The following is a 14601-nucleotide window of genomic DNA, read 5'->3' on the forward strand; positions in this document are numbered from 1 at the left end:
TCAAAAAACAATTATTTTCCAATATAACCTTCTGCCCTATGCAAGAAGCTTTTTTCTTTTAAAGTCGCCTCTACCTCATTAATGGCTTTCATTAAATTATTTTCAGTATTTGTAATCTCTGCCGTGGCTTTAACAATTACTTCCCAAACGGGCTCCATAGTAGAAAGAAGTTCTTTTCCTTTATCGGTAAGTTCAACCAAACGTTTGCGGGTATCTGTTTTATCTTTTGTTGATCGGATTAACTTTTCCTTCTCTAATTCTTTTAATAGACTAATGGTGGAAGGATGTGCGTAGCCAATCTCTTCGGAAAGTGAAACTACACTCATTATCGATTTCTTATGTAAAGTATACAGCACTGGAAACCATTTCGGTTGGAAGTCGATACCAAATGCTTTATAAATCATCAAACCATCCTTTCGAATCTGATCGCTGAGCCTTTGCAAACGGGTAGAAATTGCCAATAATCCAGAAGCGTCAATTACATTTTGTTCCATGATGAATACGCTAAATTTATGTGATAAAACACGTTATCTACCGCCATCCGGGGGAAATAAGCAGGTAAGTCTGCCATAGCAATTTGCTGAAATCCATTGCGCTCGTAGAAGCGACATGCAGCCTGCAAGATATCTTTAGTACCAAGATACACCTTGTTTAAAGTGTTTTTCTGGCTATAAGCTAAAAGGGTTTCAAATAAGATCTGCGCCAGCCCCAGTTCCTTACCTCGAAATTCTTTCTTCACAAACATCTTTCTAATGGTGGCCGACTGGTTTTCCGGCGAAGCGATTAAGGCAATGGTGCCTACCAATTCGCCGTTTAACATCGCACCCCAAAAGGCTCCTCCAGAACCATCATAATATTTTTCAATATCCAATAAATCAGGTTGCGCAGCTAAATCAATCTCAACATTAAATTCTATCTGCTGAATGGGTAAGATAAGATCAATGATTTTTGGGCAGGATTGATTACCTAACCTTTCAATTTTAAAGTCGTTCTGCATAGTCAAAATATAACGCAGGCAATATACGTTGTCAACTACATAAATTAAAATATATTTTTATCTGCAAATTGTAGTGAACTATCTGGCCGTTTTTAATTTCAGAAGAAAATCCACAATCTTTTGATCAGCGTAGTTTGCTACTCCTTCGTGCTTAAAAGATAACCGACCTTGCTGATCAAAGATGATGGTGGTAGGTAATGCACCAGCAAATATTTGTTCAGGAATATCGCTTTCAACCTTATAAACGGGCATCTGATAGTTGTGATTGGCCATAAATTTGCTCGATTTTGAAAGTTCTCCATCGGCATCTGCGAAGATAAACACCACTTTATCATCGTCTTTAAATTGCAGATATAGTTTATTTAGAGATGGCATTTCTGCTCTGCATGGCGGACACCAGGTTGCCCAGAAATTTAAGAAAATTACTTTTCCCTTTAAATCGCCCAAATCTACCGTATTGCCTTTTACATCTTTAAACTTAAGGCCATCCAGATTTGGAGCAGCTGATATTGCTTCTTCAACATCTGGCTTAAAAAACCCTATCGTCATCAAGCCTTTGATTAAAGTTGCTTTTGCATCCGGAACGAGGATGATTACCAATAGCAAGGTTACAATACCAATGTTAATACTATTTTTTTTAAGCCATTTCATATTTCAAACCAATAATTCTTTATTTTTTTGTGCCTAAAGACTGATATAAGCAATGTTACTTTCCAAAGATGAAGTTTATAACTAATAATTACTACTTTTGAACCATTGAAAAAGCATCGGCAAAATATAAAGAAATATTTTTCAGCATTTATGCTGTTCGCTTTTGCTATTGCTTTAACACCCTGGAGTGTTTTACATCATCACCAGAAAATTCCAATCCCTAAAAAAGAAGTCAATTGCCATCATGTTACACATGTGGAAGCCCATGGCGATACTTGTTTAATTTGTAATGCCAGTTTTGAGAAAAACTACGTACAAACCCATAACGTGTATCGGATTTTTCTTTCCGTAACTATTTCCAGTCAGAAAGAATCTACCTTAAAAAGTTCATACGCTAAACTGCTCAGCACCAGTCTTCGCGGCCCTCCTTTAGCTTAAACACCTATCATTTAGAGGTATATCACCTCCTATTATTTAATATAACTGCAAATTGCTTTTTATAAGCTTTGCCTGGTTATTTATTATCCTTTACAATTTACTATCGTGATGAAGTTTTATGATTAAATAAATCATATATGCTCAATCATGTTTCAACATTAAAACAAATGAAAAAATTACAGCTAATCGGCTTAGTGATTATCTATACATTATTAAGCAGCACTGCTTTTGCAACTGCTTTTAAAGACATTACAGGTAAAGTTATTGATGCCAGTAATAATCAGGCACTGCCAGGTGCAACCATTTATATTCCAGATTTAAAGGTTACAGCAGTAACAAATAATGATGGTGAATTTACCATCAACAATCTTCCATCAAAAGGAAGTTATCTAATGGAGGTGCACTATATCGGCTATAAAACAGCCACTCAAATTATAAATTTTGCTACGCCACCAAACATCACTTTTGCTTTGCAGCCTACTGCCATCGAAACAAGAGAAGTGGTGATTACGGGTAGCATGATCAGTAGTACCAGTAAACGAAACAGTACTTCATCTGCAGTGGTTTCAAAAGATCAGTTACTTGCACCGTCTACCAATTTGATTGATGCATTGACCAGAATTCCGGGTGTATCTCAAATTACCACCGGACCATCGATTTCGAAACCCGTAATCAGGGGTTTGGGCTATAATCGTATTGTAACTTTAGATGATGGTATCAAACAGCAGGGGCAGCAATGGGGTGATGAACATGGAATTGAAATTGATCAGTTCAAATCAGACCGCGTTGAAGTATTAAGAGGCGCGGCTTCCTTAATTTATGGATCGGATGCACTAGGTGGTGTAATCAATTTATTGGAACCAAGCACGGCACCAAACGGCCAGGTTAAAGGTGAATTAATTAGCAATTATTCTACCAACAATGGTTTAACGGCAAACTCATTAATGCTTACCGGAAATGAAAATGGCTTTGTATGGAGAGCGCGTGGAACTTATAAAAATGCTTATTCTTTTAAAACACCTACCGGATATTTTCCAAATTCGGGATTTAACGAAACGGATTTAAGTGGTATGGTTGGCTTAAACAAAAGCTGGGGCTATTCTCATTTAAACGTTTCCAGTTTCCGCAATAACATTGGTTTTTACGATCCAAGTTTAGATGCCAACGGAAACTTTGTGAAAGAAGATGGTGACCCGTTTTTACATTCAGATTTTAAAAGCAGAAGTTTAGAATATCCTCGTCAAGACATTAGGCATTTTAAAATTGCTTTAAACAATAACTTTATTTTAGCTAACGGAAATCTGAAAGCTGATTTCGGTTACCAGCAAAATCAACGTCGTGAATTGGAAGATGGACCAAGCCCTTCTTTATTCTTTGACCTCAAGACTTATAATGCTGATTTAAAGTATTACATCAATGAAACGGATGGGTGGCAGCCTGTTTTCGGTATCAGCGCTGATGCCGGGCGTAGTCAGAATAAAGCAGACGATGAATTTTTGATTCCAAATTACAACACTTATGGTATCGGTGCCTTTGCTTATGCCAAAAAGAATTGGGAAAGCAATACCTTTAGCATTGGTGCCCGTTACGATTACCGCAAAAACAACGGCAAACAATTGTTTGTAGATGATGAAGAACGCTTTGCTCCTTTCCAAAACAAGTTTTCTAACGTAAGTGGGGCCTTAGGTTTTACCCACCAGTTTAATGATGAATTAAACTTTAAGGCAAATGCAGGTTCAGCTTTCCGTGCGCCAAACCCGGCAGAACTGGCTTCCAATGGCGTACATGAAGGTACTTTCCGTTACGAAATTGGAAATTCGAACTTGAGTCCGGAGCGCAGTTATCAGGTAGACGCTGCTTTAGAGTATGAGGGTAAAATCATTAGTGCAAGTGCAAGTGTTTACAATAATTATATCCACAATTTTATTTACGCATCAACCAATGGTGAAACCACCATTGCAGAAGGCACGCAGTATCCTGTTTATCGTTATGGCCAGGTAAATGCTAATTTATACGGTGCAGAAGCAAGCTTAACCATTCATCCGGTTTCTTTCATTCATTTTGAAAATACCTTCGGTTATGTTCATGCACACAATAGCACTTTAGATAGACCTTTGGCTTTTATCCCTGCAGGTACATTGAGAAACGAACTTCGCTTCGAGCCGAAATTTAAAGGCACTAACGATGCTTATCTTTCCGTTGGTATCAACTCGGCATTTAAACAAAATCGTGTGGATGAAACCTTTGAAACGCCAACCAGCGGATATACTTTATTAAATGCAGGCATTGGCGCAACCTTTAATTTAGGTAAACAACCTGTTAAACTTTCTGTATCAGGGAATAACCTGCTAAACCAGAAATATTATGATGCATTGAGCAGGTATAAACCCGGCCGTCTAAGTTCTGAAGATCCAAGCTTAGGTATTTACAATACCGGAAGGAATATCACTTTTGGATTATACGTACCGTTTATGGTGGCGAAATAGGGAGAACGTTGATCGTTTTTCGTTGACCTAGCTTAAAGATTTCTCGGCTACGCACGAAATGACGATCAATTAAAAATAAATTCTATCTAAGAGTTATCAACTTTAATAGTCACTTTGCTATTAAAGTTGATAACTCTATTATTAAAATAACAATTAAGAACCTACTTTTTAGCTTCCCTTTTCGCTCTTACATATTGATTAGGCCATTCAATGTCGTCGCCTAAAATTTGAGCGGCATGAGTTGGGAAATAAGCATCGCGAAGGGACTCTCTGGCGATAAAAATTAAATCCGCCTTACCTTCCTGCAAAATTTCTTCTGCCTGGTTTGCATCAACAATTACGCCTACAGCACCCGTGTAAATGCCGATTTCATTTCTGATTTTATCTGCAAAGGGCACCTGGTAATTTGGTCCGGCAGGAATAAAAGCATCAGGCACATTTCCTCCTGATGAAGTATCAATCAAATCTACACCACGATCTTTTAATACCGCAGACAACTGAATGGAATCGTTTTCGTTCCAGCCGTTTTCTGTCCAGTCTGTTGCAGAGATACGTACAAATAGCGGCAAATTTTCTGGCCATACCGATTGTACAGCTTCCACCACATCGATTACCAAACGGATGCGGTTTTCGAAACTTCCACCATATACATCTGTACGTTTATTACTCAACGGACTAAAAAATTCGTGTAATAGGTAACCATGTGCAGCATGAATTTCCACCACTTTATAACCTGCATCCAAAGCCCTTTTAGCGGCAGCACGAAAGGCAAAAACAATTTCCTGAATTTCAGGAATGCTTAGTTCATGTGGTTCAACTTGTCCCTGCTTAAAAGGAATGGGTGAAGGGGCAACTGGTTTCCAGCTATTTTCGCCTGAAGCTATTTGTTCACCACCGTCCCATGGCAATTCGCAACTGGCTTTTCTGCCGGCATGCGCTAACTGAATGCCGGCAATTGAACCATTTTCATGAATAAAGGAAACGATCTGCTTTAATTTTTCTACATGTTCATCTTTCCAGATTCCTAAATCTCCGTAGGTAATCCGACCTTCAGGCGTTACGGCCGAGGCTTCCTGGATAATTAAACCTGCACCACCAACAGCCCTGCTGCCCAGGTGAACCAAATGCCAGTCATTTGCAAAACCATCTACAGCCGAATACTGACACATCGGTGAGATGACAATTCTATTTTTTAGGGTAACATCCTTTAACGTTAAAGGAGAGAATAATTTTGACATAATTTATTTAAGATTTACCGCAAAGAACCCAAAGTTTTATCATAAAATAGTGAAGAAACCTTGCATTTTTCTTTTGGTTAATTGTTGTTATGATATTAAAAGCCCGCACTTTCCAATTCAGTATTAATGAATTGAATTTCATCATTGCTTAATTTGATGTTGATTGCTTCTGCATTTTGTACAGATTGTTTTGCATTTCTTGCTCCAACCAATGCAATAGTAATTCCGGGACGTTCTACTGTCCAACGTAAAACCAATTGAGAAAGTGAAGCATTTTTCTCATCGGCAAGAGGTTTAATCTTCGCCAGAAAAGCGTTTGTTTTTTCAATGCTTTCCGGGGTAAAGAACTTTACGCCCTTACGGTGATCGCCTTCTTCGAATTTGTAATCTGGTGTAATTTTTCCAGTGAGCAAACCACGCTCCATCGGACTATATGCCAAAACCGATTTATTATTTTCGATACAATAAGGCACGGTTTCCTCTTCCACACCACGATTTACCATACTAAATGGAATCTGGTTAGAAACAATTTCTAAAGTTTGATCTGCCTCCTTTAATTGCGCTGCGCTATAATTGCACACTCCGGCATAACGAACTTTTCCTTGTTCAATTAGTCTACTTACCGCTTCGAACGTTTCACTAATTGGCGTAGTTACATCCGGCCAATGGATTTGATACAAGTCGATATAATCTGTACCTAAGCGTTTCAAAGATTGTTCGCATTCGTAAATTACGCTTTCTTTGCCTGCGTATTTATAGATATCAATATCTTTCCCTTCGTTGTTTTTACTTTTGAAGCCGAAATCACCTTTATCTAAATCCCAACGCATTCCGAACTTGGTTACGATTTGAAGTTTATCTCTCGAAATTCCCTTAATGGCATCGCCAACAATTTCTTCGCTATCGCCCTGTCCGTAAATTGGTGCGGTATCAATAGACGTAACCCCTAAATCATACGAGGCTCTAATTGCACCGATGGCATCATTCCTATCTGTACTTCCCCACATCCAGCCACCTGCAGCCCATGCGCCAAAAGTAATTACTGAAAGTTCTAAATCTGAATTTCCTATTTTCCTGTATTCCATTTCTATTTTTTTATAAAGTGATCAACCGCATAACTGTTATGCGGAAGGTAAGCCAACAACACCGATAAAAATGCGACATGAATGAGTTGTGATGGCAATGCTTCCCAGTTTTCGATCATGGTGGTGCCAAAGATCAGGGCCAATGATACTGCTCCAGCCAACAGTAAACCTTGCCTGGTAAATAAACCAATCAAGATCAGGAGACCAGACACAAATTCTAATACTGGAAGCGCATAGCTAAAGGGTATCACCAAAATTTCTGGCAACATGGATTTTGAAAATTGTTCCACCATCCAATTGCTAAACCCCTGAAGCTTGGGCAACCTTACTAAACCATGTCCAAAAAAGCTTAATCCGATTGCCAATCTGCTTAATAAAAAAGCCCATTTACTATCCATTGTTATCGTATTGTTTATAAACATACAATCTCCAAGTTGATGATGTTTTAACTTCTCTTTAATTACCGCTACATTTTACAAAGATGTTATAAAAGGAATCTACCGAAGAAAAATAAAATAATTTGGAAGTTTCAAAAATCAATCATACATTAGTGTATTACTTAACTAATACAGTAGACATGATAAAAGTTAACAATCTTAATTTTGGCTATAGCAAGCACCAGACTTTATTTAAAAATATGAGCTTTCAACTAAGTGCTGGCCATATTTACGGTTTGCTTGGAAAAAATGGCGCAGGCAAATCCAGTTTACTGAAAAATCTGGCTGGTTTGGTTTATGCAAAAAGTGGCACGCTTGAGGTGTTCGGTTTCGACCCTGCCAAGAGGCAGCCAGCTATGCTGGAACAAATTTGTTTTATTCCAGAAGAATTTTATTTACCTGCTGTAAAAATTGATGCTTACCTCAAAGCCAACGCTCCATTTTACAAAAACTTCAATCATGATTATTTTACAGATCTGATTAAGGAATTTGACATTCCGGTAAACCAAAAACTCATTAACATGAGCTACGGACAAAAGAAAAAAGTAATTATTGCATTTGGTTTGGCTACGCAAGCTAAACTCATCATTATGGATGAGCCTACTAATGGCCTAGATATTCCATCGAAAACACAGTTTAGAAAGATTATGGCTTCTGCCCTAACTGATGACCGTTGCATTATTATTTCTACTCACCAGGTTAGGGATTTAGATAATTTGATTGACACCGTAATCATCCTGGATGAAAATAATATCGCCCTGCAAGCTTCTATAGAAGAAATCACAGAAAAGCTATCTTTTAATAAAGTTAAAGAAATGGATGCCAGTATCATTTATGCCGAGCCATCGCTCTCGGGCTTCCATGCCGTAATGCCAAACTATCATCAGGAAGATAGTAAGCTTGACATGGAACTACTGTTTAATGCGGTTTTAAAAGAGAAAACAAAATTCAAACCTTATTTTAATTAAACACTATGGGTAATATATTTAACTTAAACCGATTTGGATTTTTGGTAAAAAGGCAATGGCTCGACTTTGGAAAAGTTTACCTGCTCACTTTGATTATTCTGGTAGCAGTTATCTTTTCATTTTACTGCTATTTCATTCCATCGCCAATCGAAAATGATAATTTCGATCATGATGGTAATCTTGATATGCGTTTCAGGTATGGCCTATTTCTATTACTGGGCTTTCTTTTCATCAGCATTACCTCAAGTAGTTATTTCAACATATTAGGTCAAAAACCAAGAGCCATACAAGAATTAATGTTGCCTGCCTCAACCTTTGAGAAATTTGCTGGTGCGCTTTTCTATACCGCAATATTAAGTGTAATCAGTTATCTGCTCATTTTTTACTGCATCGACCTGGGCTTTGTTAAATATTTGAATGGACATTTAAACGAGTTCAAAATGGAATCTGTTAAACAACCGCGTATAAAAGAAGTAGAGAGCATTTTTAAACAGGTAGCCACCGATAGAAATTATCTGATGTATGTAAGCAGTTTCTTTCCTTTTCCTTTTTTGGTTATGGGTATATTTCTTTTGGGTTCAGTCTATTTCAATCGTTTCCATTATATCAAAACGGCCATTTCCGTTGTTATTTTCGGTTATGTTACATTCTACATCATATTCAAAGCAAGTACCTTATTCATTGGAGATAAAGTATTGAATAATGTTATCATTCAAAAGGAAGTAATCCTGTTGTGGATATTCCTGGTTTCTGCTGCCATCACACTTACCTTATGGTTGATTACCTACATTCGCCTTAAAGAAAAAGAAGTTTAACATTAACAGGTATAGATATGGAATTTAGAGAGAATAAGGCAATATACCTCCAAATAGCAGATTATGTGTGCGAACATATTTTGCTTGAAAAATGGAAAGCCGATGAGAAAGTACCCTCTGTTAGGGAAATGGCAGTTGAACTGGAGGTTAATCCCAATACAATTATGCGTACCTACGAGCTACTGCAGAATCAAAACATCATTAATAACAAAAGAGGAATAGGTTTTTTTGTAACCGAACGTGCGATTGAGCAGGTAAAAATTTTTAGAAAAGCACATTTTATGGATCATGAATTACCTGTTCTATTTAGAAATATTTATTTTTTGAACATCAGTTTTGATGAGTTAAAAAGCAAATATGAAACTTTTGTAAACGAAAACTTTAACGCTTAGAAATATGAAAACAAGTAATAAATTGTTAATAGCGCTTGCAGCATTGCTAATTATTGTGCCAATTATAGTGTTCGCTATCAATGTAAATTTGAATTATATTGATAAAAAAGTTTTTTGGAAGCAATTAAAAGATAATCAAAGTTTAAGCTCGATTTTAGATGGCTATGAAAATAAAAATCTACCAAAGTTTACGACCATAAACTTTAGTGACGGAAACAATGCTTACATCAATTTAGAATTTATAAAAAGTGAAAAAACGGGCATTAAAATACCTGTAGGATTATTAGAACAATATGATTTAAGCGTGGATAATAATCAAACACTACAAATTAAGTTGACGCATCCAGAAAAAAAACTCAAGTATTCGGTAACCATTTATATCTATACCAGCGATGTAAAGATGCTGAATATTGGAAAGGCTTCTGGATTAAGCTTAAATATTTCAACCAATACTATTAACATCAATGCAAAAAATGTCAATCATCTAAACTTTACCAAGGAAACCAAGATTAACAACTTGAATTTAAATATGCAAAAGGTGCAAGACTTACTTTTTTCGGATAACAACACCATTCAAAACATTAATATGAAGTTAAATGAATCTAACTTTAGCACATCAAAATCTTTCTTCAAGTCTTTGAATATTGTTACCATTGGTAATTCAAATATCGATATTGCAGGCGACAATCAAGATAAAGATAAATACCAAATTGATTTTCTATCAATTAAAACAACTGGAAAAACATCTCTTAATTTAGAAGATATAAAAGTTGCTAAGTCCACTGGGGATTTATCCGATTCAACAAAGGTTAGCATGCCAGCTTTCATGTTAAAAACAATGTTTAAATAAAACTATAATCTGGATAGTTAAAGCCTCTTTGTAAAAGATAAGACTTAACCTTAATTTTTTATAAGTCTCCTAAATCAAAACTGTTAAAAAACGGTTCATATAATTTAAGAATACCCATTTATTGTTATGTTCATTTTCATCCATAAAAAATGAGCACGCTTTTAGGCTTTTGATTAATCAAAAGCCTAAACAATTGTTATATTAGCCATCATCCAGCTTAGTATTAGTCCAAAATTTAAAATATGAAGAGATTTTTTCTTTTAATTGCCATTTCATTCCTGATTATAAATCAATCAAAAGCACAAAAAACAGATACCCTATCCATTACGCTCGAAGGTGTAAAATATCCATCCGCCGTTAAGTTTTTCCCTATTCATACCGAAGGTCAGGATATTAAAATGGCCTATATGGATGTGGCGCCAACCAGTGCCTCGAATGGTAAAACAGCCATCCTTTTCCATGGCAAGAACTTTGGCGGCTATTATTGGGGAAACGTAATTAAAGCGTTAACCGCCATCGGCTATAGGGTAATTGTTCCGGATCAGATCGGATTTGGAAAATCATCAAAACCTTTTATTCATTACAGTTTCCACCAAATGGCTACCTGGAATAAAAGATTATTAGATACCCTAGGCGTACAAAAAACGGTTGTTTTAGGCCATAGCATGGGCGGCATGTTAGCTACACGTTTTGCTTTGATGTTCCCGGAGAAAACGGAAAAATTGTTGCTTGAAAACCCAATTGGCTTGGAAGATTATAAAACTTTTGTGCCTTACGTAAATACAGCTCAACAGTATCAAACAGAACTTAAAACTACCGCAGAAAGTGTAAAAAAGTATTATCAGGGTTCTTATTTCACTTACTGGAAACCTGAATATGAGTATTTGGTAAACATTGCGGGCGGGGTTACTTTCAGCGCAGATTACCCGCGTTGGGCACAAGTGGCTGCAATGACTTTTACCATGATTTATGAACAACCAGTTGTTTATGAGTTTCAAAACCTCAAAGTTCCCACCATTTTATTTATTGGTAAAGAAGATAAAACCATAGTGGGTAAAGGTTTATTAACACCAGATCAACAGGCAATTCATGGCCAATACAGGCTTTTGGGGAAACAAACAGCAGCTAAGATACCAGGTGCGAAGATTATTGAGTTTGAAGCGTGCGGGCATATTCCGCATCTCGAAATACCGACAGAATTTTTAGTGGCGTTGACGGGAAGTTTGTAATGTTCTTTCCCAAACCCCGGTTCTTGTAGATAAGATCCTGAATCAAGTTCAGGAGGACGATCATTGGTGGGTTCAGGAAGACGATTCCATCTAGCAGATCATCTTTGCGAGGAGGTATAACGAAGCAATCTCTTTTAAAGACTATTCGAATGAGATTGCTTTAGCAGATGAATAATCTGCTTCTTCGCAAAGACGTTTTATTGTGAGACTTTCAAAAATTACTTTAATCCTGAAGCAATCGATTCTTTACCTACAATTTTGTTAATCCCCTGCAATTCAAAATCAATATTCTGCCCGCCAGTTTGCATTTTACCAGAGAATTCCATTCGCAGGTGACTTTTCAGAATGAGTCCGGTTTTAAGATCCAGCTCTGCATCGCCGATATTGGTTCCCGTTAAATCAGTATCAATTTTATTGCCCATGCTTTGAAAACTTCCTTTAGAAACCAAAGTACCGTTAATGTTTAAATAGGCAATGTTATCTTTCACCTCTTTAAGCGTATATTTTGTAATGGTTTCTACGGGCATATTAAGCTGCATCTTGGTGTCAACCGTCCAGCTTTCGCCAATTTTTACTGCTTGTGCCGGATAGATTTTTAGCGAAGATTCTAAAGTTTGCTTCAGGCCTTCTGCATTAAACTGCTGATTTAAGCTCGCTTTTATATTTGCAGCCTTTGTAGAATCAGCTTTCATTTTACTCACCATATTTGTCACCATTTGTTCAATCCCTGTTAAGGACTTAATACTGCCATTTGGCAACATCACCATATGAAACGTGGCACCTTTTAATCCGCGAAAAGAATTCTCTTTGGTAGTATCTGCATCTTCTGAATCCATATCCAGTTGGTTACCCATCCCTTTGGATTTCATAAAAATCCGCTTATAAGTAACCTCAATATCTTTTTCCAAACCTTCGCCATTGCGAATATCGAAACTATATTCCGTACCAATATTCTGGCTGAGGCTAAGTTTTTGTCCAGCCATTTGCTGATTAATTACCTGATCAGAAATTAACGTAAAATCGTACTTTTTTCCAATTGGAAAGTTTTGCTTTAACACATAGCTTTTTTGTGCATCTACCTTAAGGCTTAAAAGCGCAAGCGTTATAAACGGAAGTATTTTAAATATATTCATTTAATAAATATGGTTATGCAAGTTGTTGAGCAAAGATTCTGCTCAATGCATGGTATAAATCTGGGTGTTTATCTTTCAAAAGTTCTGGCTTTTCGAAAAAATACTCTGAAACCACGGCAAAAAATTCGGCTTCATTGGTGATGGCATATGGATTAATGTCTGATTTATTATCTTCTATTTTCGCCATTTCTGCATGCATCATTTTTATCCAGGGCAAAGTATACTCATGGCCCATTAAATTTTCCGGCACACCATCCGTTGCACCGTCAGACTTATCCAGAAGATGTACAAACTCATGAATGGCTGTATTTTCCTTACCAGCACTTTTCGAAAAACCATGTCGAAGGGCAGACCTAGACAAAATCATCTGACCGTTCATGTAACCACTACCAACCATCCCGGCAATGTTGCGCTCACCGCCTTCAAACTGAAAATCTTTATTAAACGTATCCGGATAGAGTAACACGCTGCTCAAATTTTTATATTGCCAGTCGGTAAAACCGAAAATGGGAATTACAGCGCTCGAGGCAATTAGCAATTCGTCCAGTGTGGTCATCTCTAAACCTACACCTTCAATTTTTACGGCGCTAAAAAACGCTGCGATTTTTTCCTCAAACCTAAGCTTATCAGTCGAATCGAGGTTATGATAATAACCTACATAATCATCCAGAATTTTCCGATCTGTATCCGTTAACGGTTCGATGGCTGGTTTTTTCTTGCGTAGAATAAAGTATAATACGATCACAAAAATGGGAATCAAATAGGCAAAAGGTAATGAATTCATATGCGTGTTTTGGCAGTAAAGCCTTTGGTTAGATTATAAAATACTTTCGCCTGTTGCTGTACTAGCTTTCCAGAATTTCCAATTGTGATAGCACCTGTTCCCGTGTAACAGGATACGGTTCTTCATGAGCAATTGCCTGAAAAACAGCTTCAAAAAGCGGCAGGTAACTTCCAACTTCCGACGGGATAATTTCTTCCGTTTTGTTACCTTGTTCATCGATTATAGTTAATAAGCCTTGTTTTCCATCCGGCTCAATTCCATAATCAGCATCCGTTAGTTTTTGTCCGGCCAGGAGTTGCTCTTCCTGTACATCAGCCCGTTCTTTAATAAAACTACCATTTACACCATGCAGCACAAAGGCAGCCTGCGGGTTTACCACCAACATACTGGAAGTAACAAATACATTCACACTATCCGGATAGTGAAGTTGGATGGTAAAAAAATCATCAACTACGGTTCCTTTTCGGTTCTTACCCAGCACCTTATGAAAGGTTTCCGGTTTACCAAAAACGCTGATTACCTGATCAAGCAAATGCGGACCCAGATCGTACAACAATCCGCTGGCCTCAATGGCTTGCTCTTTAAAAGCTTTAGGTCCGATTACATTTCTATAGCGATCGTAACGCAAATGCATTTCGTTTAATTTGCCCAGTTTACCGCTTGCCAACACTTTCTTAACCGACGTGAAATCACTATCCCAACGGCGGTTCTGATAAAACAAAATTTGCTTGCCTACTTCATCTGCCAGCCTAAAAAGTTCTTTTGCTTGTGCGGATGTTGCAGTGAATGGCTTTTCTACTAAAATATGCTTGCCTTTTTGAAGGGCTAACTTCGAATGCTCATAATGAAGGTTGTTCGGCGTATTTACCACCACCAATTCTATTTCTTCATCGTTTAGCAACTCATCTATACTATTGTAACTTAAAACATCAGGATAATCGTTAACCGCATTTTTTTTACTTCGCTCTGCGATCGCCTTTAAGGCAAAGCCAGCGTGCGCATTTAAAAAAGGTGCATGAAATACCTTTCCAGACATGCCATAAGCCAATAAACCTGCTGTTATTATTTTATTTGAATTTGTACTCATAGATTGTGATT

16 protein-coding genes are annotated in these 14601 nt (G+C 37.2%); 7 read left to right on the plus strand and 9 right to left on the minus strand.

The window, feature by feature from the left end; translation table 11 throughout:
* Window positions 1-11 precede the first annotated feature (11 nt).
* The 3 genes from SOM16_RS02940 to SOM16_RS02950 form a co-directional block, all read right to left on the minus strand.
* On the minus strand, window positions 12-494 hold the full coding sequence (locus SOM16_RS02940) for a MarR family winged helix-turn-helix transcriptional regulator (protein WP_320462491.1): 483 nt from the start codon (window positions 492-494) through the stop codon (window positions 12-14).
* On the minus strand, window positions 479-997 hold the full coding sequence (locus tag SOM16_RS02945) for a GNAT family N-acetyltransferase (RefSeq protein ID WP_320462492.1): 519 nt from the start codon (window positions 995-997) through the stop codon (window positions 479-481). The genes SOM16_RS02940 and SOM16_RS02945 overlap by 16 nt, the downstream gene beginning before the upstream one ends.
* Before the next feature lie 78 nt (window positions 998-1075).
* Window positions 1076-1648, minus strand: coding sequence for a TlpA disulfide reductase family protein (locus SOM16_RS02950; RefSeq protein ID WP_320462493.1), 573 nt, complete (start codon window positions 1646-1648; stop codon window positions 1076-1078).
* A 150-nt stretch (window positions 1649-1798) separates the two neighbouring features.
* Here SOM16_RS02950 and SOM16_RS02955 point away from each other — a divergent pair, with 150 nt between their 5' ends.
* The gene (locus SOM16_RS02955; RefSeq protein WP_320462494.1) at window positions 1799-2086 is read left to right on the plus strand and encodes a hypothetical protein; all 288 of its coding nucleotides are present in this window, start codon (window positions 1799-1801) and stop codon (window positions 2084-2086) included.
* Window positions 2087-2253: 167 nt separating this feature from the next.
* Entirely contained in the window at window positions 2254-4572 is a 2319-nt protein-coding gene (locus tag SOM16_RS02960; RefSeq protein ID WP_320462495.1) for a TonB-dependent receptor, read from the plus strand.
* A 161-nt stretch (window positions 4573-4733) separates the two neighbouring features.
* Here SOM16_RS02960 and namA read toward each other — a convergent pair whose 3' ends face one another.
* The 3 genes from namA to SOM16_RS02975 form a co-directional block, all read right to left on the minus strand.
* Complete coding sequence (gene namA / locus SOM16_RS02965) at window positions 4734-5810, minus strand: NADPH dehydrogenase NamA (RefSeq protein ID WP_320462496.1); 1077 nt, start codon at window positions 5808-5810, stop codon at window positions 4734-4736.
* Between the two features lie 95 nt (window positions 5811-5905).
* Window positions 5906-6895, minus strand: coding sequence for an aldo/keto reductase (locus tag SOM16_RS02970; protein WP_320462497.1), 990 nt, complete (start codon window positions 6893-6895; stop codon window positions 5906-5908).
* A 2-nt stretch (window positions 6896-6897) separates the two neighbouring features.
* The gene (locus tag SOM16_RS02975; RefSeq protein WP_320462498.1) at window positions 6898-7317 is read right to left on the minus strand and encodes a DoxX family protein; all 420 of its coding nucleotides are present in this window, start codon (window positions 7315-7317) and stop codon (window positions 6898-6900) included.
* A gap of 215 nt (window positions 7318-7532) precedes the next feature.
* Between SOM16_RS02975 and SOM16_RS02980 the strand changes: the two genes are divergently transcribed.
* From SOM16_RS02980 to SOM16_RS03000, 5 genes are all read left to right on the plus strand, one after another.
* A complete protein-coding gene (locus SOM16_RS02980) occupies window positions 7533-8300 on the plus strand; it encodes an ABC transporter ATP-binding protein (protein WP_320462499.1) in 768 nt (255 codons plus the stop codon).
* 5 nt (window positions 8301-8305) lie between these two features.
* The gene (locus tag SOM16_RS02985; RefSeq protein ID WP_320462500.1) at window positions 8306-9115 is read left to right on the plus strand and encodes a hypothetical protein; all 810 of its coding nucleotides are present in this window, start codon (window positions 8306-8308) and stop codon (window positions 9113-9115) included.
* 17 nt (window positions 9116-9132) lie between these two features.
* Entirely contained in the window at window positions 9133-9507 is a 375-nt protein-coding gene (locus tag SOM16_RS02990; RefSeq protein ID WP_320462501.1) for a GntR family transcriptional regulator, read from the plus strand.
* Window positions 9508-9511: 4 nt separating this feature from the next.
* Window positions 9512-10357 (plus strand): hypothetical protein, encoded by an 846-nt coding sequence (locus SOM16_RS02995; RefSeq protein WP_320462502.1) that lies wholly within the window; start codon window positions 9512-9514, stop codon window positions 10355-10357.
* Window positions 10358-10599: 242 nt separating this feature from the next.
* Window positions 10600-11586, plus strand: a complete 987-nt coding sequence (locus tag SOM16_RS03000; protein ID WP_320462503.1) for an alpha/beta hydrolase — start codon at window positions 10600-10602, stop codon at window positions 11584-11586.
* A 218-nt stretch (window positions 11587-11804) separates the two neighbouring features.
* Here SOM16_RS03000 and SOM16_RS03005 read toward each other — a convergent pair whose 3' ends face one another.
* From SOM16_RS03005 to SOM16_RS03015, 3 genes are all read right to left on the minus strand, one after another.
* Window positions 11805-12719: a DUF6263 family protein gene (locus SOM16_RS03005; protein ID WP_320462504.1), complete on the minus strand. Its 915-nt coding sequence runs from the start codon at window positions 12717-12719 to the stop codon at window positions 11805-11807.
* A gap of 13 nt (window positions 12720-12732) precedes the next feature.
* Window positions 12733-13503, minus strand: a complete 771-nt coding sequence (locus SOM16_RS03010) for a M90 family metallopeptidase (RefSeq protein ID WP_320462505.1) — start codon at window positions 13501-13503, stop codon at window positions 12733-12735.
* 61 nt (window positions 13504-13564) lie between these two features.
* On the minus strand, window positions 13565-14590 hold the full coding sequence (locus SOM16_RS03015; protein ID WP_320462506.1) for a Gfo/Idh/MocA family oxidoreductase: 1026 nt from the start codon (window positions 14588-14590) through the stop codon (window positions 13565-13567).
* Between the last annotated feature and the right edge of the window lie 11 nt (window positions 14591-14601).

This window comes from Pedobacter sp. CFBP9032 (assembly GCF_034045265.1).
GTDB lineage: Bacteria > Bacteroidota > Bacteroidia > Sphingobacteriales > Sphingobacteriaceae > Pedobacter.